20 protein-coding genes and 2 pseudogenes are annotated in these 24,200 nt (G+C 43.8%); 8 read left to right on the top strand and 14 right to left on the bottom strand.

The features are described from left to right. Positions 1-207 precede the first annotated feature (207 nt). From AC13CK_RS13445 to AC13CK_RS13460, 4 genes are all read left to right on the top strand, one after another. On the top strand, positions 208-3,045 hold the full coding sequence (locus AC13CK_RS13445; RefSeq protein ID WP_044111087.1) for a ribonucleoside-diphosphate reductase subunit alpha: 2,838 nt from the start codon (positions 208-210) through the stop codon (positions 3,043-3,045). 272 nt (positions 3,046-3,317) lie between these two features. Further along, positions 3,318-3,443 carry a hypothetical protein gene (locus AC13CK_RS13450; RefSeq protein WP_004732081.1) on the top strand — a complete coding sequence of 42 codons (126 nt, stop codon included), beginning with the start codon at positions 3,318-3,320 and terminating at the stop codon, positions 3,441-3,443. A 60-nt stretch (positions 3,444-3,503) separates the two neighbouring features. Next, positions 3,504-3,632 carry a hypothetical protein gene (locus AC13CK_RS13455; protein ID WP_004645881.1) on the top strand — a complete coding sequence of 43 codons (129 nt, stop codon included), beginning with the start codon at positions 3,504-3,506 and terminating at the stop codon, positions 3,630-3,632. Positions 3,633-3,773: 141 nt separating this feature from the next. Next, positions 3,774-5,057: a ribonucleotide-diphosphate reductase subunit beta gene (locus AC13CK_RS13460; protein WP_004645882.1), complete on the top strand. Its 1,284-nt coding sequence runs from the start codon at positions 3,774-3,776 to the stop codon at positions 5,055-5,057. A 106-nt stretch (positions 5,058-5,163) separates the two neighbouring features. Here AC13CK_RS13460 and AC13CK_RS13465 read toward each other — a convergent pair. Then, positions 5,164-5,268 (bottom strand): annotated as a pseudogene (locus AC13CK_RS13465) (arsenate reductase (glutaredoxin)); the annotation flags it as partial. On the opposite strand from AC13CK_RS13465, the pseudogene AC13CK_RS13470 reads away from it, so the two are divergent. Then, a pseudogene (locus AC13CK_RS13470) lies at positions 5,262-5,390 on the top strand (arsenical resistance protein ArsH); the annotation flags it as partial. The pseudogenes AC13CK_RS13465 and AC13CK_RS13470 sit on opposite strands and share 7 nt — an antisense overlap. Before the next feature lie 109 nt (positions 5,391-5,499). Here AC13CK_RS13470 and AC13CK_RS13475 read toward each other — a convergent pair. The 3 genes from AC13CK_RS13475 to AC13CK_RS13485 form a co-directional block, all read right to left on the bottom strand. Further along, positions 5,500-7,641, bottom strand: a complete 2,142-nt coding sequence (locus AC13CK_RS13475) for a TonB-dependent receptor domain-containing protein (protein ID WP_448766469.1) — start codon at positions 7,639-7,641, stop codon at positions 5,500-5,502. Between the two features lie 391 nt (positions 7,642-8,032). Next, positions 8,033-10,435, bottom strand: coding sequence for a glucose/quinate/shikimate family membrane-bound PQQ-dependent dehydrogenase (locus AC13CK_RS13480; protein ID WP_005252687.1), 2,403 nt, complete (start codon positions 10,433-10,435; stop codon positions 8,033-8,035). A gap of 170 nt (positions 10,436-10,605) precedes the next feature. Further along, the gene (locus AC13CK_RS13485) at positions 10,606-11,847 is read right to left on the bottom strand and encodes a carbohydrate porin (protein ID WP_482831273.1); all 1,242 of its coding nucleotides are present in this window, start codon (positions 11,845-11,847) and stop codon (positions 10,606-10,608) included. A 482-nt stretch (positions 11,848-12,329) separates the two neighbouring features. Here AC13CK_RS13485 and AC13CK_RS13490 point away from each other — a divergent pair, with 482 nt between their 5' ends. Together AC13CK_RS13490 and AC13CK_RS13495 are read left to right on the top strand one after the other, a co-directional pair. After that, the gene (locus tag AC13CK_RS13490; protein WP_313564352.1) at positions 12,330-12,938 is read left to right on the top strand and encodes a DUF805 domain-containing protein; all 609 of its coding nucleotides are present in this window, start codon (positions 12,330-12,332) and stop codon (positions 12,936-12,938) included. Between the two features lie 24 nt (positions 12,939-12,962). Then, on the top strand, positions 12,963-13,478 hold the full coding sequence (locus AC13CK_RS13495; RefSeq protein WP_004645901.1) for a hypothetical protein: 516 nt from the start codon (positions 12,963-12,965) through the stop codon (positions 13,476-13,478). Between the two features lie 148 nt (positions 13,479-13,626). Here the strand turns inward: AC13CK_RS13495 and AC13CK_RS13500 are convergent, their stop codons facing one another. Further along, positions 13,627-14,274: an HAD-IA family hydrolase gene (locus AC13CK_RS13500; protein WP_425878671.1), complete on the bottom strand. Its 648-nt coding sequence runs from the start codon at positions 14,272-14,274 to the stop codon at positions 13,627-13,629. A 98-nt stretch (positions 14,275-14,372) separates the two neighbouring features. Here AC13CK_RS13500 and AC13CK_RS13505 point away from each other — a divergent pair, with 98 nt between their 5' ends. Then, entirely contained in the window at positions 14,373-15,140 is a 768-nt protein-coding gene (locus AC13CK_RS13505; protein ID WP_114541029.1) for a hydroxymethylpyrimidine/phosphomethylpyrimidine kinase, read from the top strand. A 79-nt stretch (positions 15,141-15,219) separates the two neighbouring features. On the opposite strand, the gene AC13CK_RS13510 is transcribed toward AC13CK_RS13505, so the two are convergent. From AC13CK_RS13510 to AC13CK_RS13550, 9 genes are all read right to left on the bottom strand, one after another. After that, a complete protein-coding gene (locus AC13CK_RS13510) occupies positions 15,220-16,278 on the bottom strand; it encodes a DUF1176 domain-containing protein (protein WP_425878954.1) in 1,059 nt (352 codons plus the stop codon). A 3-nt stretch (positions 16,279-16,281) separates the two neighbouring features. Next, the gene (locus AC13CK_RS13515; RefSeq protein ID WP_482831258.1) at positions 16,282-18,720 is read right to left on the bottom strand and encodes an AI-2E family transporter; all 2,439 of its coding nucleotides are present in this window, start codon (positions 18,718-18,720) and stop codon (positions 16,282-16,284) included. A gap of 121 nt (positions 18,721-18,841) precedes the next feature. Beyond that, positions 18,842-19,282, bottom strand: coding sequence for a YybH family protein (locus tag AC13CK_RS13520; RefSeq protein ID WP_425878667.1), 441 nt, complete (start codon positions 19,280-19,282; stop codon positions 18,842-18,844). Positions 19,283-19,711: 429 nt separating this feature from the next. Then, positions 19,712-20,074 (bottom strand): 5-carboxymethyl-2-hydroxymuconate Delta-isomerase, encoded by a 363-nt coding sequence (locus AC13CK_RS13525; RefSeq protein WP_034436289.1) that lies wholly within the window; start codon positions 20,072-20,074, stop codon positions 19,712-19,714. Positions 20,075-20,209: 135 nt separating this feature from the next. Next, complete coding sequence (locus AC13CK_RS13530; RefSeq protein ID WP_005263625.1) at positions 20,210-20,548, bottom strand: zinc ribbon domain-containing protein YjdM; 339 nt, start codon at positions 20,546-20,548, stop codon at positions 20,210-20,212. Between the two features lie 124 nt (positions 20,549-20,672). Continuing rightward, positions 20,673-21,119 (bottom strand): SRPBCC domain-containing protein, encoded by a 447-nt coding sequence (locus tag AC13CK_RS13535; RefSeq protein WP_004281736.1) that lies wholly within the window; start codon positions 21,117-21,119, stop codon positions 20,673-20,675. A 242-nt stretch (positions 21,120-21,361) separates the two neighbouring features. Further along, entirely contained in the window at positions 21,362-21,751 is a 390-nt protein-coding gene (locus tag AC13CK_RS13540) for a ribonuclease E inhibitor RraB (RefSeq protein ID WP_004281735.1), read from the bottom strand. Between the two features lie 261 nt (positions 21,752-22,012). Beyond that, on the bottom strand, positions 22,013-22,945 hold the full coding sequence (locus AC13CK_RS13545; protein WP_425878662.1) for an SNIPE associated domain-containing protein: 933 nt from the start codon (positions 22,943-22,945) through the stop codon (positions 22,013-22,015). A 585-nt stretch (positions 22,946-23,530) separates the two neighbouring features. Further along, entirely contained in the window at positions 23,531-24,196 is a 666-nt protein-coding gene (locus AC13CK_RS13550) for a pseudouridine synthase (protein WP_425878660.1), read from the bottom strand. Positions 24,197-24,200: the final 4 nt, after the last annotated feature.

A 24,200-nucleotide genomic window follows, 5' to 3' on the forward strand; every position in this document is an offset into this window, starting at 1 on the left:
TATTTTTACAAGGATTAAAGCACAACTTAAGAAAAATATTTAGCTAAATGTCAATATTGATCTACCCTAAATTTTCCCGTATCTTGTGTTCAATTAATTTTAAAACCACTAGGTCTTGTGTTTATTCCTCAAACACTGTGGCATGAATTTTGCCCAGTTCAAACGGTCCATAAACATAAAAATAGATGACAATGGAGCTATGCTAACATGAGCGTAATCACTTCAACTCCTGGTCAACTTCAGGTGATTAAACGCACCGGTGATGTTGCCGCTTTTGATGCAGAAAAAATTTCTGTCGCAATTGGTAAAGCGTTTTTGGCGGTTGAAGGCCAACAAAGCGCTGACTCGAGCCGGATCCATGATCGTATCGAGCAACTGACGGAAATGGTATTAAATACCTTTAAACGTCGTTTACCTTCTGGCGGAACGATTCATATTGAAGAAATTCAAGACCAAGTTGAACTTGCGCTAATGCGTACGGGCGAACAGAAAGTTGCACGCTCTTATGTCATTTACCGTGAACAACGTTCTGAAGCACGTAAACAGTTAGGTGCACATCATCACCCGACCCTGCAAATTACCGATGCTGAAGGCAAACTCAAGCCACTAGATTTAAGTGCTTTAACTGCGCATGTTACTAAAGCAGCAGAAGGCCTTGAAGGGATTGATGTACAAGCCATTGTCGATGAGACTGTGAAAAACTTGTACAACGGCGTAAAAGAGTCTGACATCTCGACCACGATGATGATGGCGACCCGTACCCGTATCGAGCAAGAGCCTAACTATACGTATGTGACTGCACGTTTATTGCGTGATGACCTGGTTGCGACTGGTTTGAAATTCCTGGGTCTACCTGTAGATACAGTTGAAGGCGATGCGCTGGAAACTTACCTGAAAAAAGGGATTGAGCTTGAGCTGCTTTCTCCAGAATTGCTGAACTTTGACCTGGCGAAACTGGCTGCTGCGATTCAACCGGAACGTTCTAACCAGTTTACTTACTTGGGTCTGCAAACCTTATTTGACCGTTACTTCATCCATTCAGATGGTGTGCGTTTCGAACTTCCGCAATTGTTCTTTATGCGTGTTTCTATGGGCTTGTCGCTCAATGAAGAAAACCGTGAAGACCGCGCGATTGAGTTCTATAACTTATTGTCTAGCTTCGATTACATGGCTTCGACGCCTACCCTGTTTAACTCAGGTACGTTACGTCCACAGTTGTCTAGCTGCTACTTAACAACCATTGATGATGATCTGTATGACATTTATGGCGCGATGCGTGATAACGCAATGCTGTCTAAATGGGCAGGTGGTTTAGGTAACGACTGGACACCAGTTCGTGCCTTGAACTCCTACATCAAAGGAACTAACGGTAAGTCGCAAGGTGTAGTTCCGTTCCTGAAAGTAGCGAACGATACTGCTGTTGCGGTTAACCAAGGTGGTAAGCGTAAAGGTGCAGTTTGTGCATACTTAGAAACCTGGCACCTGGACATCGAAGAATTTCTTGAACTGCGTAAGAACACCGGTGATGACCGTCGTCGTACCCATGACATGAACACTGCGAACTGGGTTCCTGACCTGTTCATGCAACGTGTATTCGAAGATGCAGAATGGACTTTATTCACGCCTTCTGAAACGCCTGATCTGCATGATTTGACTGGTGCTGCATTCGCTGAGCGTTATGCACACTACGAAGCGATTGCCAAAGAAACAAACATGTTGCACAAGAAAATCCGTGCAAAAGATTTGTGGCGCAAAATGCTGTCGATGCTGTTTGAAACAGGTCACCCGTGGATCACATTCAAAGACGTATGTAATCTGCGTTCACCACAGCAACACGTAGGCGTGGTTCACTCTTCTAACCTGTGTACAGAAATCACGCTGAACACCAGCAAAGAAGAAATCGCAGTATGTAACCTGGGTTCAATCAACCTGGTACAACACGTTCAAGGTGGTGTTCTTGATCGCGAAAAACTGGCGCGTACAGTTAAAACAGCCGTTCGTATGCTCGACAACGTGATCGACATCAACTACTACGCTGTTCCGCAAGCGCGCAACTCGAACCTGAAACACCGTCCAGTGGGTATGGGTATCATGGGCTTCCAGGATGCACTATACGAAATGAACCTGGCGTATGGTTCTGATGCTGCGGTTGAGTTTGCTGATGAATCGATGGAAGTGATTTCTTACTACGCGATTTCAACATCGAGTGATTTGGCTGTTGAACGTGGTACATACGAAACATTCAAGGGTTCATTGTGGGATCAAGGTATTCTGCCAATCGACTCGCTTGATCTGGTTGCGAAAACTCGTCCAGAACGCATGTTCGAAGTAGACCGCACTCAACGTCTGGACTGGGATACTTTACGTGCCAAAGTTCAAAAAGACGGTATGCGTAACTCGAATGTGATGGCAATTGCTCCGACTGCTACGATTTCAAACATCTGTGGCGTGTCTCAGTCAATCGAGCCAACCTTCCAGAACTTGTATGTGAAATCAAACCTGTCTGGTGAATTCACTGTGATCAACCCGTACCTGGTACGTGCGTTGAAAGAACGTGGTCTTTGGGATGCGGTGATGGTCAACGACCTGAAACACTTCGAAGGTTCTGTTCAGAAGATTTCCCGTATTCCTGAAGAGCTTAAAGCCATTTTCGCGACTGCATTTGAAGTTGATACACGCTGGATCGTGGATGCTGCATCACGTCGTCAAAAATGGATCGATCAGGCTCAGTCTCTTAACCTTTACATCGCTGGTGCAAACGGTAAGAAACTGGACATCACTTACAAGATGGCTTGGTTACGTGGTCTTAAGACGACTTATTACCTTCGTGCATTGGGTGCGACTTCTGCTGAGAAATCAACCATTAACACTGGCGCATTGAACGCAGTTAAACCTGCAACTGTTGCGGCGCCTGTTGTAGCAGCAGCTCCTGTCGTTGAAGCGCAAAAACCTGAAGCTCCTGCAGAGGAAGAAGGTTTTGCTCAAGCGGCGCCAGTGCCAATGGCATGTTCAATTGACAATCCTGATTGTGAAGCTTGTCAATAATCTGACAGGTTTTAAATCCTCCCAGACCCCCCTTTAATAAAGGAGGGAGAAAATCCCCCTTTTCAAAGGGGGACTTAGGGGGATTACGAAATTCAGGCAATAAAAAAGCCCTCTAGCGTCCGTCAAAACTAACTAGAAGGCTTTCAATCTCGAAGTGATACCAAGATGGTCACAACGAGGCTGGCATCACAAAATGCGTGAACGGATTGTATCATCAATTCGAGAAACGAGCCAGTAAGAGTCATCTTGAATTTGTAATGGAGATTATCTCTATGGCTACGAAAAAAGTTTCTCGTGATGCAGGAACTGGTCGTTTCGTAACTGAAGGCTATGCAAAAAAGCATCCTAAAACTACAGTTACTGAAACAATCAAGCCTAGTAAATCATCTAAAAAATGATTTAAACGTGAATCCTAGTTTCGGCTAGGATTCACAAACTAAAAGTAAAAGGAAACCTCAATGCCACATATGACTCATAACTACATGTTAGGACTTGCGGCATTGCTGATTTCCTTTGGTATTACCTTTTATTTACCGATTGCTTATTTCTGGTTCAAAGTTCGCCAGCAGCGTAAGCAAAATAAGTAGTGGGGATCATTGCTCCTGTATAAAACTAGAGCATTCATCGACAAAACTTAATTTTGCTTACACAAATTAAGCGTATAGTAAGACATCTCAGCCAAGCTGAATGTCTCATAAAAGATATAAAGCAACGTAGAGAGAATTGATATGTCTATCCTAAGTTGGGACGATTTCGAAGATGATTCGCAAAAACCGGCTGCACCTGAACAGCAGCCTGCGCCCGTCGAGCCGCAAAAAGCGACTAATTCACAGATGGTATCTGATGCAGGCAACGCATCGCCGGATGTGGCAGCTGCACAACCCCTTAGAGCCACTCAAAACCGAGGATCAAATCCAACCGATTCGCTGGCAAGAGCATCTGCTTCCCTAGAGCAACTTGATGTTGCTCCAGGTCTGGAAGAGCTTGAAATGGGTGCGCAACGTGTACAAGTTGATGACAAGGCAATGATCAACTGTCGTGCTGACTTGAACCAGCTTGTACCGTTCAAATACGAATGGGCTTGGCAGAAGTATCTGGACGGATGTGCAAACCACTGGATGCCGCAAGAAGTCAACATGAACCACGACATCGCGCTGTGGAAGTCTGAAAATGGCTTGACTGAAGATGAACGTACCATCGTGATGCGTTCACTTGGTTTCTTCTCGACTGCAGATTCACTGGTTGCAAACAATCTGGTACTGGCGATTTACCGTCATATTACCAACCCTGAATGCCGTCAGTACATCTTGCGTCAAGCGTTTGAAGAAGCAATTCATACGCACGCTTACCAGTACTGTATCGAGTCGCTAGGTATGGATGAAGGCGAAGTCTTCAACATGTACCGTGAAGTACCGTCAGTGGCACGTAAGGCAGCGTGGGGCCTGAAATATACTCAGTCTTTAAGTGATCCTACTTTCAAAACTGGTACCCCTGAAAACGACCAAATCCTGCTTCGCAACCTGATCGCGTTCTATTGTGTACTTGAAGGTATCTTCTTCTACTGTGGTTTCAGCCAGATCCTGTCGATGGGCCGTCGTAACAAGATGAATGGTGTTGCCGAGCAATTCCAGTACATCCTGCGTGATGAGTCAATGCACCTGAACTTTGGTATCGATATGATCAACCAGATCAAGATCGAAAACCCGGGTTTATGGACCACTGAATTCCAGGAAGAAATCATCCAGATGATTCTTGAAGGCACGATGCTGGAAATCGAATATGCACGTGACACCATGCCACGCGGTGTACTTGGCATGAACGCTGGCATGATGGAAGAATACCTGAAGTTCATTGCTAACCGTCGTCTGGCGCAGTTAGGCTTGCCTGAACAGTTCGCTGGTGTGAATAACCCGTTCCAGTGGATGTCAGAGATGATGGACTTGCGTAAAGAGAAGAATTTCTTCGAGACGCGCGTAACAGATTACCAAACTGGCGGTGCGTTAAGCTGGTAAGGTTTAGCTTAAAATGACACAATATCTGTCATTTTAACTTTTAAAAAAAAGCCACCCTCGCGGTGGCTTTTTTCATGATCTGATTGATCTGCTTAAATTCTGAGATTTATTTCAACCACTTCCCTGCTTCATCAATAATCATTTCCCCGTCTTCCTTGCTAAAAGCTGCGCGCTGGGGAGCCGAAAGAATATCTAGAACAACTTCTGATGGAGGAAATTTACAAGTTCACCCTCATCACCCGCAGTCAGTCTGCTGATCCCACGGATCGATATTCTAAACGAATCGAAAGTGCCGAGGAATTATCGAAACGGGTGAATCAACAAAAGATCTAGTTTTATCTCAAATCATCTGATCAACTTTTCAAAACTTAAATATTAAAAAATCCCACTCAGGAAGCGGGATTTTGTTTTTTGAAAATTTAACAGCCCTAAATCATTTCAATTAAAATTCTTTTGTCACACTCAGACCAGCGCTCCAGTTCCGCCCTTCTGCCGGCTCATAATAACGTCCTTCTGGTCTACTACTTTCATTAACAATCACCGAACCAGAATAATCTTTATCAAACAGGTTATCGACACGCGCAAAAGTATTCACCGCCCAATCTTGCATTTTCCAGTGATAACCTACATTGGCACCAGCGACTGTGTAGCTTGGCGCATATTCAGTATTGGTATCATTGACATAAATACGATCTGAGTAACGCACGTCTAAACCCGCACTCAAACCATTTTCAGGTTTCCAGCCTAAACTTAAAAATGCCTGATTTTTGGCAATCCCCGGAATATAGTTTCCTGATTCAACTCTCGACACTGCAATACTGCCATTCTGATTTAAAATTTCAGGAATATCTGCATCAAAAGTTGCATCTATATAGCTATAGCTGGCTTGAGCAGTGAGATCACGCCAAAGGTTTTTGTTCCAGGAGAGTTCAACACCTTCTCTTAAAGTTTTATCGGCATTACGGAAAGTAGAGCGACCATTATCATTTTCTGCAGAGACAATATCATTCTCAGTTTGGGTTTGGAAAATAGCAACAGTAAAATCACCTAATGTACTTACAGACTTTAATCCCATCTCATAGGTTTCACTTTCTGCTGCTTTTAAACTGAAGCTACGGTTTTCTGCAGTATTTGCAGGATAAGACATTTCGGTAAAGGTCGGTGTTTCAAAGCCTTGTGCATAACTGGCATAAGTCATCAGCTCAGGTAAAATCTGCCAGCTTAAGGCCATGGATGGCAATAATTTCTGATAATCGGTTTTACCTGAATTATCGCCATTCGCAAGAAACTTGTCTTTAGATTTGAAATGTACATTGCTATAGCGCAGGCCGGCATCCAATGTCCAATCGGGAGCAAAGTGATAAGAAGCTTGCAAATACGGATCTAAATTCCATAGGGTATTGTCTTCATCACGGCGTAGTTTACCTTTTACACCAAATTGCGTATCACCGATAAAGTTTTCATAGCCATAACGTTCTTCAGTCATACCGTCAATCGCTACACCAGCAATGAGTTTTAAGTTTGGTAAGACTTCTTTGCCTGTCCAACGAAAGTCTGTGCCGTAGAAATTACGATCAAAATCAATGACACCACCTGCATGATTTGCACCAACTTGTGAGGTATTTGGCGTTGATTGATATTGCGTTACAGAACGCTGTCCAGCATATGCCATAGCGTACAGTTCATGCTGATCATTGATCGGCTTATTCCATGTTAAGCCAGTTTGCACCTGCTCAATTTCTTTACGAGCATTGTATTTGGTGACATTACCAACCACTTGCTTCGGATTGGCTTCCCATTGTGGACGAGTTAAACCACCTGGATCATCTGCTTCAATTTTGACGTAGTTATTGACCCAGTTAATTTTACTACCATCTTCCAGATCCCAAGTCAGCTTGGCATTATTCAGAACTTTATGTGCACTGCTGTTGTCACGGTAACCATTGGTATCAAAATAAGACGAGCTAATGACATAGCTTGGCTCTGAAGCATTCTCTGAACCGCCTTGCAAAACCAGCTTGGTCTGCCCTTTATTCTGGCTCCCTGCAGAATGCCCCAGTTCAATTGAGTCAGCGCCTTGCCCCTCTCGCGTGGTGGTTAAAATCGTCCCCCCGGAAGAGTTGCCATACAGCGAGGAAAATCCACCACCTAAAACCTCAATATGGTCCAGACTGTTCAAATCAATATTCGAGGTTTGTCCCTGCCCATCCGGCATCGTTGCAGGGATTCCATCCACATATAAACGCACACCACGCACACCGAAACTGGAGCGTGCGCCAAAGCCTCGCATCGAAATTTGCAGGTCCTGGGCATAGTTTTCACGATTATTTAACTGTAATCCTGGAACACCTTTTAATGTTTCCGAAAGGTTCACATTCATGCTGTTATCTTGTTCTTGATTCAGATAATACACTGACGCCGGTGTGGTCAATCGCTCCCGATCGGTACGGGTCGCTTGAATGACAATCGTGTCTAACCTTTGGACTTCTTGTGTGTCATTTTCTGCATAAATATTCTGACCTGCGCAAGCAATCAGGCAGGACAAGGTCGATCTCACAAATGGAAGTTTCGGGCTTTGATACATAAATGACAGGCCTTATTTGAAAGTGGTTTAATGCGGCAAATACCTTATCGAGATGGCGTACATCTCATGATTCAATTCATTTTGTTTTAAACATCGATACCAAATAAATGTACTGATTCGATGACATATAGTTCGCTCAATGGATAGAAAAACTTTGAGCTTAAAATTCTGTGTTCGGTAAATTCAGACTTGATTAATCCTTTATCTGAATAGCACTGAAAATCAGCCATATACAAAGAATATTATTTTAATGTGATCTGAATGAAATTGATCTTTCAGCAACAAATCAACATCATTTCTCTGTGTCCTTAAAACTCGATGTAGGCATTCAACAATACATAATAAAAAAGCCTGACGAATCAGGCTTCTTCATACTTAATTAGAGGTTCAACTATTTATTGTCTGGCAAGGCATAAGCCACCAGAGAGTCGCCCATTTTGGTGCCAAAGGAACCATGACCACCGGCCATAATGACCACATACTGCTTGCCATTGGCTTCATAGGTCATTGGTGTAGCCTGACCACCTGCAGGTAGACGACCTTTCCACAATTCATCACCGTTGTTCACGTTAATGGCACGGATGTAGTTATCTTGAGTTCCACCCACAAACATCACGTTGCCCGCAGTTGAAATAGGTCCACCCAGCATCGGCACACCCATTTTGAATGGCGGCAATGGAATGCCTGGCATACTGTCACGAATGGTACCGATACGGCGTTTCCAGGCCACTTCATGAGTATTTAAGTCCACACCTGCAACAAAGCCCCATGATGGCTGTTTACACGGCAGCCCAAACGGAGACAGGAACGCACTGATTTCAACGCCATAAGGCACGCCATACATCGGTTGAACGCCGGCTTCTGTGCCTGCACCTTTAGCCGTCTTAGGACGGTTCGGATCTTGAGGAATCAGTTTTGATACAAATGGCAGGCCAATCGGGTTGGTCAGTGCAATTTGACGGTCCGGATTCACCGACATACCGCCCCATTCAAACACACCCAGGTTACCCGGGAAGACCAGCGTCCCATTTTCAGAAGGTGGGGTATAAATGCCATCGTAATTCAATTTGTGGAACGCAACACGGCAGACCAACTGGTCGAACATGGTCGCACCCCACATCTGTTTATCGGTCAATTTCTCTTGTGGCGCCAGATTAAAATCAGAGAACGGTTGAGTTTTAGAATAGAACTCGCCTTTGGTTTGAGGTCCACGCTTCACAGATTGCGGTACCGGTTTCTCGGTAATCGGTACAATGGCTTTACCATTACGACGATCCAGCACAAAAGCATTCCCGGTTTTGGTCAAGACATAAATAGCCGGAATCATATTCCCGTTTTTATCTTTGATCTCGGTCAATGTCGGCTGTGAAGGTACGTCCATATCCCACAAATCGTGATGGGTAGTCTGGAAGTTCCATACCAGTTTGCCGGTCGTCGCATTCAAGGCCAGCATCGAGTTGGCATAACGCTCGTCCAGCTCAGTCCGGTGACCACCATAAATATCCGGTGTACCGACACCCGTTGGTACGTAGACGATATCCAGCTCTGCATCATAGGCCAAAGGTGCCCATGCATTAGGTGAATTATGTACAAATTTTTGACCCGGTGCAGGAATCAAATTCGGATCTTCAGCGCCTGTGTCAAATACCCAAAGCAGTTCACCGGTATTCACGTCATAACCACGGATCACACCCGATGGTTCTTCAGTTGAATAGTTGTCGGTAGTTGAACCCGCAATAATAATGGTGGTGCCGGTTACTACAGGCGGTGAGGTTGGAATATAACCGCCCGGATATGGGAATGGCATATCTTTTTGCAGATCGACTTCGCCATTTTTACCAAAGTCAGAGCAGACTTTACCGGTGGTCGCATTGACCGCAACCAGACGCCCATCATTGACCGGTAAAATCACTTTTTGTGGACATTCAGCCGATGTGGTTTTCTTCGCAGCGAGACTGCTTTCAAAACCTACCGTATTGTTGACATCATAATAAGATACACCACGGCAGGTTAAATGCTGATAGGTATGATCAGCTTTTAATTTCGGATCATAGGTCCATTTCGCCTTACCAGTTGCCGGATCAAGCGCAGTCAATTTCTGGTGAGTGGTACAGATGTACATGTTGTCACCCACCTTGATTGGGGTAACCTGATTGGTGGTTTCACCCGAGTCATTTTCAGTCTTGAATTCGCCCGTGTGATATTCCCAAGCCACCTGCAAATCTTTGACATTTTCAGTATTAATCTGCTTTAAGGGTGAATAACGCAAACCGGACTGGGTACGGCCATAAGCCGGCCAGTCTTCATCTGCCACACCGGGAATTGGCTGGTGGGTTGCAGGCTGCTGGGATTTTAATTCACCGCGAATTTCTTGCGGGTCATTAAATACAGCATAAATCATGACAGCGATGGTAATAGCCAGTGAACCACCCAGGGCAATTTTCGCACCTTTGCTTTGATCAAAACCGCGTGTTACTGCCGGAATCAGCAGGGCCAGACCAAACAACCCTAAAATATCTAAACGCGGCGCGAGTGCAAAGAAATCTGAACCGACTTCCCACAGCCCCCACACCACTGTCGCCAAAACGAATACGGCATAAACCAGAAGTGCAGCACTTTTTCGTTTATACAAGAGAACTGCGGTCGCAATAAAGAGAATACCTGCAATGATGTAGTACCAAGACCCACCCAGCACTGCAAGATAAATCCCTCCAATCAGCAGTCCTATACCGAAAACAGCGGCAATGACCGCTAAAATCGTTTTCAGTACCGAACCTGATGATGAAGTATTCATATTGAACACCTATAAAAGTTTTTTTGAAAGTCCATGCACATGACAGGCATGAGCACCCTTATTGTTAAATTCTGAGTTATAAATACATCAATGTCTTAAGCAGGCATTGCCCATTACTGCAACAAAGTACCTAGAGATTCAATAGTGTATTTGCAACTAAAAACTATGTTTTAAAATGACGTATTAAACTTGATTCCGCCCACCCATACATTTTCACCGTCTTTGTCCGCACCGACGTGACGCACATATTGCACATTCGGGCGAATAGTGAGCCAGTTGGTGGCATGTAAGCCATAATAAATTTCTGCATCGATTTCTTGATGATGGTCAGTACTGACATCGTCATTCATGTTGATGCGTGCAATACCAAATGCGATTTCATCTTGAGGGCGTGAATCCATTGCACCCTTATAAACCAGTCCAATATTTTGCATATCGCTGACGGTATTGGTTTTGGAGTCATGCACTGTCGCATTTATAAAGCCGGTCAAACCACGCGAAGTATCTCCGTCATGTGCAGTCAATTGTTGCTTGGCAACGATCCAGCCACCGTGGTGGTGATCTGTTTGATCTGGATTGGAAATGACTTCAGCATCCGCTGTACTGTAGTAATAACCGGCACGATATTCACCCGGTAGTTTCTGTTCACCCAGTTTAGGCGTCCAAACCACTTCTGCAGGAAGCATTGCCCCTTTAGAACCATCCGTACTCAGATTAAACCCTTTACCACGTTCCAGATTCTCAGGGTTGTACTCATAAGCACCGACTTGGGCATAAAATTCAGGGTTAATATTGTATTTGACCCGTGCAGCCCATTGGCTTACCGGCCAGTTGTACCACTGATCACCGACCCAGTTCCCGACTTGTGAACCGCATAGGGCCAGATTCTGAAAATCGCAGTCAAAACTATTGAAGTCTTCACCCTCACCGAAGCGCCCGACTTTCACATCCAGTTTTTGTTCCAGGAATTTTTTCTTGATCCATAAATCAGTCAGACGCCAGGTTTGACCACGGCCCCAGACTTCTTGCACTGAACTTAAATGGCCATTTAAAGCAGCAGCGCTTTGAGACAGTGACTGACCGTTACGCTGAGTGACAGTAATTTGCGCTTCAGTATCTTGCCAGCCTGCAATTTTTGCCAGATCCAGATGTGCCCCAAAAACAAACTGGTCCGCATATTCAGTTCTATGGCTTGAAGATCTTTGTGCATCGATCAAGCTTGCCATTTCACCGGTATAACCAAAACTGAAATCATAGCCCTGATTTTGGAGTGCTGTACGTTGCCCGTTCCAGTCACCGAGCATCCACGGGCTTTCCGAACTGAAAGCAGCTTCAGCATGCACAGTGGTCGTGGTTAAGATGAAAGAGGCACAGCAAAGGTAAAAGGCCTTCGATAATGGGGAGAGATACATTGAATGTGACACCTTCATCACCATATGAAGCTTTTTATTGTACGCCTGTTGATTTTAAAAAATTGTTACCAATAGATAAAAAGTATGAACAAAATGTTATATTTATTAGTATTATTATATACTTTTTGTAAATTTTAAATTTATAAGTATTTGTTTATCATTATATTAAATTTAATAACATCAAACCATAGCTCCAAAGAACAATTTGATATTCATCAGATAGATTTAGCTTTAATTTCTTATAAAAGACTCAGAGATAAATCAGCTCCATTACTATTTAATTTTCTTCATTTCAAATCATGCAACGCTACATTTTTTGTTGATTGAATACTGAATCACTATTGCGATAAGGCTTTTAAAAACATGAAAAAATTATTGTCATTTCACCATAAACTTTTAAAAATTAGATTATGCTAAAGTTATTCTGATAAGAAATTGCGTCGCTTTAAAACAATAATCTAGCTTAATAGACGAGAACAAGCATGAAAGGTTCAATCCTTGATTTTTCTATTCAACACAATACCGGTTTTATCTCGGGGGATGATAATCAGCGCTATAGCTTTAATGGCGCAGACTGGCGTAGTGAGCGTCCACCTTCACGCGGTGATCGGGTCGATTTTATCGTCAATACCGCGGGTGAAGCATCTGAGGTTTATCTGGCCTTAGGCAGTTCTATTTATCTGGGAGAAAAAATTTCCAGTCAGCTTGGCAAATATTCAAATCTGGATCAAGCCGAGGAAAATTACAGCAGCATTGACTGGTTTGTAAAATGTCTGACCAACTATGCAAACTTTTCCGGCCGTGCACGCCGTAAAGAATTTTGGTTCTTTATGCTGTTTTGTGTAATTTTAGGCATTGTTGCTGAGGTAATTGATACAGTTTTAGGCACTAAACCGCTGGTGAATAGCCTGCTTAATCTGGCACTTCTAGTCCCAAGTCTGGCCGTTGGCGCGCGTCGCTTGCATGATGTAGGACGCTCTGGTTGGTGGCAATTACTGACGCTTACCGTGATTGGCATACTGGTACTGATCTGGTGGTGGGCAACTGAAACCAAGCAACAAAACAATGAGTATGGTGCTCCTGCCAAATAACCGAACCTTACAAATCCCGTCTTGATGCGGGATTTGTTTATCGATTATTTAATGACTAAATATCAGCAAAATCAGACTTTCTCCATGCTGCAAGATCAATTAGTGAAATTTCCAGATGCTGTATGGGTGCAAATCTATAAAGATAAAATGCAGCTGATGAATATAGATGGCACGATTACGCATACCCTGCTACCCGATGTGCCCTATGCCCATCCGCGGAGTATTATTGCCGACTTTGATGCAGCCGCGGTGACGCTGAAACGGCTGTTACCATCGTCAATGATGAAGAAACTATTTAGCTCTATAGCACTGCTGCAAATTATGGATCTGCCTGAAGACGGTTTAACCGAAGTTGAAAAGCGTGCGTTACTCGAACTCGGTTATGAAAGTAGCGTGCAAAATGTCATCCTGTTTGACCATGCAGGAAATGCTCTGACCAAAGCCAGAGTTCCCCCCCAACATCGAATGACGATCATCAACATTTTACTGGTGATCATCATTATGGTGGTGCTGGCATCGACCTGGTTTTTGACGCTTTAAATGTTCATCCAAGAGCAAAAATCCCGCACGCTGCGGGATTTTTATTGAGATAACAATCTAATAAGAGAGTTGATCTGTATAGATGTAGCAGCTTATAGACAAAATATCTCTAAAAATCAGCTCAAATAAAATAAGCAAAAATTAGGGTTTATTTAAAATAATCTAGCAACTGATTAAAGCGGTCAATTTTATATTTAGGTTGTGCCACTTCTAACTCTTCCTGACTGCCATAACCATAACTTACCGCTATAGTCTCAATACCATTGTGACGGGCGCCAAAAATGTCATGCTCACGGTCACCGACCATCATGCATTGATCGGCCTGTAACTGTTGCTGCGCTAAAATATACTGAATCAGCTCGGCTTTATTGGTTCGGTCACCATTCAGCTCACTGCCATAAACGTCGGTAAAATACTGGGCCAGATCAAAATGTTCCAGAATCTGTTTGGCATACACTGTCGGTTTTGCTGTAGCGACAAACAAGCGATAACCACGGCGTTTCAGTTCTGCCAGCGTTTCTGCTACACCCTCAAAAACATGATTTTCATAGAGACCCTTGACTGCAAAGCGCTCCCGATAACCCATTAAGGCCTGCTCAGCCAGCACATGATCGGCTTCAACATTTAAAATTTTGGCTAGTGAGGCTTTTAAAGGAGGACCAATAATCCAGTCGATATTGATCTCGTCACTAATCGGATGACCAATTTTTTCCAGACCATAGCGTGCAGACGTCGTAATCCCCACTTTCGGATCGGTTAATGTCCCATCCAGATCAATTAAAATATTCTTAATCACCGCCTATCCCCTCTCATCAGCACCGATATAAATTAATATCGAGAGTTCATTCAAATTTGCCTATACTAATGCAATTTTAGTGAATGAAGGACATCATTTTGCGCCCTACCGTACTTTGCTTTTCCGGTTTAGACCCTTCAGGTGGAGCCGGCCTTCAAGCAGATATTGAAGCTATTGGTCAAAGTGGTGCACATGCGGCAATTGCCTGCACAGCCCTCACTATTCAAAATTCACAGCAGGTTTTTGGTTTCGAAGCCACTTCCAGAGAATTGCTGTTGGCACAGGCCAATGCGGTGGTCAATGACCTGCCCATTCGTTGCGTAAAATCTGGCATGTTAGGCACCACAGACAATATCGTGGCTCTGGCCGAGTTTCTGACTGTACATCCAGATTATCTGTATGTGCTGGATCCGGTTTTGGTCGCCAATAGTGGCGGCTCGCTGGGTAATCAGGAAACGCTGGTCAAAGCATTTACCCAGCTGATTCCATTGGCCACCATTTTAACGCCAAATACGGTTGAACTGCGTGCCCTGACGGGTGAGCAAGACCTCAAACTGGCCACTCAAAAATTGTTTAAAATGGGTGCACAGGCTGTTTTAGTCAAAGGGGGGCATGAAGATACGCCTGATTATATCCAGAACAGCCTGTATATCGCAGGTGAGCTGGTCAACGAAACTCGCTGTCCACGTCTGCCAGGTGAATATCATGGTTCTGGTTGTTCATTGGCTAGTTTCATTGCCGGACGTCTGGCCATGGGTGATCAGTTGAAAACCGCGGTACAGCATGCTGAAACCTGGTTATTTGGGGTATTAAAAAATGCTGAAATTCCTGTTCCGAATGGCCAAAGAATTCCAAAGCGTTTTTAAGGTCACACCTCTTAAAATCAAAACTAAAAAAAGCCTGAGTCATTCAGGCTTTTTTATCGCTGCTATTTTATAAACAATACTATTTGGCCTGATAAATGACTTTGCTTACGTAGGTCGGTAAATTCCAAGTACCACCGGCGAAGCCTTTACATTGCACGGTCAGACTACTGAAGCTTTTGACAAATTTCTTGCCATTCCAGGCCCATTCGTCCTGACTCAGACAATCACCCAAACCACGTACTTTATGCCCAGAAAATATCTGGCCTTGGCTAAATGTTTCTCCCGAGGTCGTCACCAACTGTTTAAATTGCTTGTTTCGATCCATCAGCCAGAAGCCACTACCCATATTATAAGCCCCACGCCAGCATGGAATCTGAATCAGTTGATTCTGGGCATTAATGGGATAAATGGTCATAACATCATCATCCAGAAAACGCTGGCTAAACAGCAAATCACATTGATCTTCCTTGGTGGTGGCTTGCAGTTTTCGAATCATCTGCTGACTTGTTGCCGTATTCAGTTTTGCTTGAGTGACTTTGCCTGACTGATATTTTGGTATCTGAATTTTCGGTATCGCTGCAGCTTTGAGCACCGCCTGATTGGATTTTTTCCCCGGCCTGATCAAGGCTGAGGGCGTAGAAAGTCGACGCTGAAATTCATCCATCTTGAGTAAAACGGCACTGGCACCGGAAGTGGACAGGTTCCAGCGTGATTGGGTATTCTTAAATACAACCGGAGCTGTTCCCTGTACAGCTTTTAGCAAGGCTCGCGTTTGATCAGTACTGAGTTGCCCTATTCCCTCCCGATTCAGACCAATCACACCATAAGGTGTGCTGGCAATTTGTAGCTGAAGCTGTCGTGTAGGTGTGGCAGCAGCTAAGGGTAAAATCTGGACTTGGGCTTTGATACTACTGTTTGCACCCGCAGCACGCTCTAGTAGCACCGAAACCGGCTGATCAATATCTTGATCCGATTGATAACCGGCAGCGCGGCAGGTGCCGGTATTATCACAGGAAATTTCCCAGTCTTTATGTAAAAAATGCAGTCCCTGAATAGCAGCCAGACTCCATGAACTGATACTGGCTAGACCAAATGTGATACTCATGATTTTGATGTTGTAGATCCATTTTTGTTTCATCATTTAGTCCTTATTTAAAACGCTTGCCGAGGTAGCAGGCTGCATCTGCTCAATCTGCTTCTGTTTATCTTTTTTCTTGCGCTCATTGCTCAGGGTCGCCATTAAATCCTGCGCCAAAGCCTTAAGCAGAATCATATCTTCGGCCTGCATCTGTCTCGGTTGTTTATCCAGCAGACATAGACTCCCAAGCGCAATTCCATTTTTATCTTTTAAAGGCACACCAGCATAAAAACGGATATGATGCTGTCTTAATTCTGACAGATGTGGAAAGCGCGGGTCACGCTGCAAGTCTTCTATCACCAAAGGCTCATTCTGATAGAGCAAATGGGTGCAGACTGAATCCTTGCACATTTGTCGGGTTGCAACAGGCTCCTGAGTAAAAGGACTGATTGGAATATACATTTCGTGCTGATTCAGCCAGGAAATTTGTGCGTAATCAACGTCAAAGGCTTGACGGGCTTCTTCAATATATTGTTTATAAAGGATCTGATGACGGTGATCTAATAATCCCAACTCATTTAAAGCCTGCTGCCGTTCTTTTTCATTCTTGATCTCCAGATTCTCAAACCAGCTTTCGCCTTCATTCAAGGTATAAGTTTCGACAGTCAGAATCAGATCATCGACATTATTGACCAGTGCTTCCAGCTCAAAACGTTGTTGCAGTTCATCCAGAAGCTCCAGCTGCATCACACTCCAAGTCGCAAAAATGATTTTCATCTCAGGATATTGCTGCGCCAGTCTATATTTCAGCAACCGAATCTGTGCCGCAGGCGCATGATGAAAAATAGACACACATAAAATCTTGATCGAAGCTGGTAATACAATACCCTTTCCTGATTCACTCGATTGAATCAGCACATCCAGATCATTTCGGGCAGCAATATTTTTGAGATTCAGCGCGTGTGCCAACATGGCAGAAATCTGGGTGTCAATTTCCCAACGTGCACCAACGCAATAGACTTCGGGCTGCTCGGCACTCATCTTACTCGGATAGGCTTTTTGAAACGCATGATTAAAGGACTGCAAGCCCTGATAAAGACGCAACCGGTGTTCGGCAGTAACATCAGTATCATGCCCTTGAGAATAAATCCGAATGGCTGGAATGGCTACTTCGCCATAGAACATCTGTACACGACGGGCCACTTCCTCTGCACTGGGCTTTTTCGGTAATTGCGCACAGATGTAATCATTGGCTACCTGCATTGCATCATTGACTTCATCAGCCACCAGTCGCTGGTAAAAGCGTTCGGAGGGTGACAATACTGGCGTACTGCCAAGCAAGGTTTTGACAAAACCCAGTGCCGGTACATAATTGGACAAAACCAGCAGGCAGGCAGTCAAAGGCGTCGACAAGATCAGCCCTACCGGTCCCCAGAGGGTGGTCCAGAACGTAGCAGCCAGAATAATTGCCAAGGTAGACAGGCCGGTACTTTCCCCATAGAGCCACGGTTCAATCACGTTATTGCTGATCAGTTCCAGCACCAGAATCAAGCCCACAGTCCAGAGCACCATGTCCCAGCCCGGATCAACGGCGAAAGCCAGCGTAATCGGGAAAATAGCTGAAACGATCGGGCCAACATAGGGTACAAAACGCATAACCACCGCAACCAGCCCCCACATAATCGCTGCCGGCACGCCAATCAATAACAGCCCAATCGCCATGGGAATGCCATAAGTGACATTGACCAGCAGCTGCATGCGCAAATAGGTCCCGATACTTTTGCCGGCATCATCCAGCGCATCGGTGCCGATATTCAGATTACCGCCCAAGAGTTTCAGAAAGCGGTCATGCAGGTCTTTGCCATTGAATAAAATTAATACCATAAACAGAAACACAATCCCTATAATCGCCAGTGGATTCAGGATTTTATTCAGCCAGTCCAGCGCAGCCTCTTCACTCGTTGGTTCCAAACCGACCACTTTGACATTCTGCACATTCGGGTCTTCTGTTTCCTGTTCGGGTGTGTCTATCGAATCTTCGACTGTGTCAAAGGTCTGGATCGCCCCATCCCACATACTCGGTCCCTGACGATAGTTTTCGAGCATTTTCAGTTTTTGCTGGATGGTGTCTTGATATTGCGGCAGTTCCTGACTTAGCTTACCGAGTTGCACCCCCAGATAAGTCGCTGTGCCGCCCAGAAAGGACAAGGTCAGGCACATGACCAGGCCAATCGCCGCCCATTGGGGACAGCCCCAGCGCTTTAAACGGGAAACCAGAGGAGAAAGTAAAAATGCCAGCAGAATGGCCAAAGCCAGCGGAATAAAAATATCCCGGCCGAAATACAACGCCGTCATGACTACAGCAGCAATTACAAAGCCTGCCATCATTCTGAGCGCATGTTGGGTGCGCTGCCGCTCGGACTGATCTGGCATCAATACTTCAGTCTGTTGTTGCAGGTTGGCCTGTCTTGGTTTTACTTGACTGTTCTTGTTGTTATCCACCTGAAAAGTCCTAAAATATTATTCCTTCAACATAATTTAGGACTTTCTATATTTTTGTTACAAAGGTATTCCTGTAATCATTTGCAAAGATATTTCACTTAAATCTTTTCAGGTAAATAGATTAACTCACGCTTTTGATCCGGCGCATTTTCCGGGTTTCGAGTTGCACAGGGACTGAAGTATGTTGATGTAACAATTGCCACTTGCCCTGCTGCTTGCTCAGGCACATGCTGACCCGACACCAGCCCAACTGGAAAATCGGTTCAATCACCGCATAATTCACCCGGACATAACCATCGACTACAGCCAGATCAGAAGTGACATGAATATTAAGGTCTTGGCGTTCGATGCGTATGCCTTCCGGTATAAATGCCCGATATTGCTGCCAGAGTGCCTGATAGGCTTCTACACCTTTCACTTCCATACTGACATCGACCAGACGGATATCGGGTCGGCATAATTGAACAATATCCTGAATTTCAAGTCTGGCTACGGCATTATCCCACTCCTGAAGAAATGCCATGACTTCCTGAGCCAATTTTTCATCCCCAAAAACCTGCATAAAATTTCCTTCAACCGGACAAGTCAGACCTGAAATCTGGGATTCAATCAACTCACCGGATTTCTGATCTTTTTGTTCTTATTATTATGCCTATGCTAAAGCGTTATTCTCGCTTTGCTCTTCCCACTGCCGGATTGGATACAGCTCACCTGAAGATTATTTTTTAAATTATTTTTATTTTAATCAGGATGAATATGCTGTTTCTAGATTGGATGATTCAAAAATCAGCAGCGATTAAAAGTTACTTTAGAACTTTTATCGCATGCCTGTAAATGACATAAAGCGTCATTTAAAAATAGAAATAATTTTAGATCTGAATAAAATAGCGAGCTGTTACAGACCAAGTCGATCTGTTTATAAATTTCGTATGGCATTAATAAAGTTTCAAGGCATTTGATCCATGTCATCTCAGCAAATAAAAGCCATCATTCAGATAACAGCTTTACGATAAGTCTGCTTTGGCATTTCAATGATTTCGACACAAAGCTGTATTTTTAATTCAGGTTGTGGCGCAATATATTGCTGCATGACGTCGAGCACCAATTCGGAAATCGCCTGACGAACTTCGACACTGCGCCCACTCAACAGTGAAACTTTGGCATGCACATAGGCCTGATCTGTAACAGCATTCAGTCCAATCACATAATCCCGCTGCATAATCGCACGACTTTTTAAATCATTGGGATCAGTGACATGGCCGGTGTTAAAAAGTGCCTGATGGATCGCGACCAATAAAGGTTTGATCTCGATATGTTGCAGATTGTCAGAATATTCCAGATGCAGGTGCGGCATTAAAGGGATCTCAAATCGAAATGTGAGGATCAGAGCGGCAGGAAAATAATCAGCCCAGAATTTCAGTAATAATGAGAATAATACGATACATCAACCGTATTATTCTCTCGTCAGAATTTTAGTCTAGGGCTAAATTTAAGCTTTCTTTACATATTCTGATTTCAGTTTCATCGGGCCGATTCCCTCGATTTTACAATCAATATCATGCCCATCGGCAGCATCAGGCAGCAAACGGATATTTTTTACCTTGGTGCCCACTTTCACCACTGAAGATGAACCTTTGATTTTCAGGTCTTTAATCACCGTTACGCTATCACCGTCCGCCAGCACATTGCCGTTGGCATCCTTAATGATCACTTGTTCTTCAGTGACTTCACCTTCTTTCCACTCGTGTTCGCATTCAGGACAGATCAGTAGATCGCCATCTGCATAAGTATATTCAGATTGACATTTTGGACAGTTTGGCAGATCCATAAGAACCTCGAAAAAAAGAGAAAAATAAAATAAATGAAACAAATAAGCGCACAGTATAGCATCTTTGTCTGGAGCACTCATGGATAGGACATTGGGATGAAACCTACACAGGAGATCGAAGGAATTAATTGTCTGCAATCTGGGGATTAACCAGCAAAGATAGGAGTTGCAGTGATTCCTGCCAGCTCAAATGACACACCGCTGGCGGCACCACATCCGGATAACCCACCTGAATAATATGCAAACCGGTACCGATTGACACTTTTTCAAAGATGATCGTCACCTCTATTTCACCCTGCAATTCCGGGGTAGAGAACTGATCGGTATAGCGCAGCAGCTGATTGGGAATGACCTCATGATAAATGCCATGAAAATGATGCTGGGTCCCGGTAGAAAAATTGGTAAAGGTGGTTTTATAGCTGCCGCCGGGTTTGACTTCCGCATGTTCTACTTTGGCAATAAAGCCATGTGGTGCCAGCCATTTGGCCAGTGCATCCGGATGCACAAAGGCACGATACACCCGCTCCGGTGGTGCACTGAACACACGATGCATTTTTAAGGTGTAACTCATTTTTTCTTGTCCTTTGTTCTTATTATTTTTTATTGCGGGATATTCCCTACATTTATTGTGACTAAATCATCAGCCTGAGTTAAGTACTCATTTGAGTTATTTTATCCAGTTTTGAGCTGGCTATATATAATGAGTATGTATCTATACTCAAGCTCAAATCTTCGTATAGCAATTAAATAGAGCAATAAAAAAACCCGGCAGCACCGGGTCTCTTACTTTAAATCATTTAAATACAAGCATGATCAGCTACTACGCAGGCTGCTCTCTTCGTCATCCAGCTCATCATCATAGACATAGGCCATGCAGCCCCAGCCATCATATTCGCCCTGAAATTGTGCAGCGATTTTGCTGAACCATTGTTCCAGATCCACGATATCTTCGTAGGCAGGCTCCATATATACATAAATCGTGATAATCCATTCCAGGGTATCGCTTTCTTCGTCCTGAAACAGGCTAATTTTTTGCTCTTCTTTTAATAGATGCAAGGCACAGCGATCTGCCTGCGCTTCATCCGCAAAGGCAATCGAAAATTCAATTTCGTGCGCTTCTTGCAAGTCGTCGCCATCCTGATGCATTTGCCACAGTACATTGCCATTTTCATCGTCAGGGAATTGATTGTAATCACGTGACATAGAAGTATCCTTATTATGATGCTGTTTTATTCTGCATTTAAGATTAGCTGATTTTTGTACAATTATCGAGATACAGACAAAAAATATTATCTTTTAACCATAAATAAACATATGATTTTTATAAATATAAAAATAAGTAAGGGGATCAATATATTCAAGATTCCTCAAGGCCAAAAATCCTGAAAAATATCAGGATTTAAACCAACTTATAGCATTCAGAATACTCTGGTAAAAATCTTCTAGACCTATGAATGTCATGATCTACGCGATGTGTGGATGCAGATGGTCTTGTTTCAGTTGCAAAAGCAGCGCAGCAAACTTGAGTTCCTCTAGACGCAGATCAAGATAGGATTCCCGAATCATCGCCTGACTCAGTGCCTGCCCGGTATAATTCAGCAAGACATAATCATCCTTTAAGGCTTGCAGCATCTCGCCTAGATTTTCTGTGCTTAATTGAGAGAGATATAAATCTGCCTTACAGTTGAAAGCCAGACTAAGGATTTCAATAGTACTTCGACGGCGATTGTCGTCGACATAATTACAGCTCGCCACCTGCTGTTTTTCTACAGCCTGCTGAATTCTGTCACGGACATTGCGTAAATGCCGAACCGCATCCGTTTCGCTATAACCCTCAATCAGCTGCTCTAAAACCTGTGTTGCGGGAAGCTGCAAGCCGAAGCGCTGGGCCTGTATTTTATGCTCTAAAGCACTCAATACCTCTTGCAAGCGATGCTGTTGTTTGGCCTGTTCATAATAACCGTGCAAACTTTGTCGGGCCTCCTGCTCAACCTCGGCCACGGCCTGCGCCTGAAACTGGGCAAGATAATCTTTTACTCTTGCGATATAGGCTTTGAGATCATCGATCATGATCGAAGCATCCAGCTTGGTCGCTTCAACAAAGTTTTCGGCCTGCAAAGTCCGGTTAATAATATATTGCTCGATATCCCAGATATCCTGATATTTTTTATATTTATTCAGCGCAATGTTTAAACTGCCATTCTGTAGCCGCAATTGGGTGATTTCATAATTCAATTCATCGACTTGAGTTTCATAATCTGCCAATTTGCTGCGGGAATGATCCAGGTTTTCCTGTAAAAACTGGATATTGCTGCGTAATGAAGCCTGTACCTTTAAGCTCCATAGCAATGCACATATTAAAATACTCGCGAGAACGAAGAGAGCCATACTGAGCATCGTTCTTTCCTTTAACCCCGGGCAGCGCCCTAAACCATCAAATTAAAAATTTATTATAAAGTCATGATTAATTTTGCATCACTTCGGCCAGATAATCAAAGCCGTTGATCAATACTAAGTCATTCATTCATTTTATTTTTCTACAAAATTTTTATGTGCAAGTCATGTATGACTGACTACTTTCCAGCTCAAGACAAATCCATTCTGAAACAACTTACGATATTTTTTATATCAAAGGATATAATTTGAAAGTTTAAAAATAATGAAAGGAAGGTTAAAAAATCATAAAAATAAAGGCACCAGGCCTATAGTGGGAGATAAAAGAATAAAAATTCTCTAGGCTCATCATCAAGAGATAAACCGAACATTAAAAATTTATGTGCGGTAGTGACAACCGATCAGGCAATGGATCAGTAGAAAATTTCATTTGAACATGCTTGTAAAGCTACTCATCTCCAAGCTACTATCGAAATAAATTCTCACACTTTTTATTCGGGTTGCCCAGTTTAAGGGCTTGAACCTCATTATATTTATGAGCTTAAAAAGCATGTGTCCGGTTGAATCTAACTATTAAGCAGAATCAAATTAGAACGGTATGGCTGCCTTAATTTCGACCGGGACACCACTCAAAGGCTGGGTAAAAGCCAAATAACTGGCATGCAAGGCCATACGATTTAAAGGACTGCGCTGGGGTTCAGGATGATAAATTTTGTCTCCAGTAATAGGATGACCGATATGCAGCATATGCACGCGTAGCTGATGGGAACGGCCAGTAATTGGTGTCAGTAGTACCCGGCTAATGTCTTGCTGGGGTAGATATTCTAAGGCCTGATACAGGGTTTTGGCGGCCTTGCCCAGTTCAAAATGCACCATCTGACGCGGACGGTTTTCCCAGTCGGCAATCAAAGGCACATCAACGCTGCCCTCACCTTCAAGTTTGCCTTGTACCAGTGCAACATAATTTTTATGTACCGTGCGTGCCTGAAACATTTTACTCACCGCCACTTCTGCATCGCGGTGTTTGGCAAACATCAAAATACCGGAGGTGGCCATATCCAGACGATGGGTAATTTTGGCCTGCGGATACTGGTTCAGAACCCGCAAATAGGCACTGTCATGATGTTCAGGTAAACGCCCCGGAACCGACAATAATCCGGCCGGCTTTTCAATTACCACCAGATCATCATCTTCATAAACGATATGCAGTGGTTCTTGCGGTGGACAATAGACAAAGTCATGGTTGATGGGCATTTTA

The sequence above is a fragment of the Acinetobacter sp. L-24 genome, from assembly GCF_056857555.1.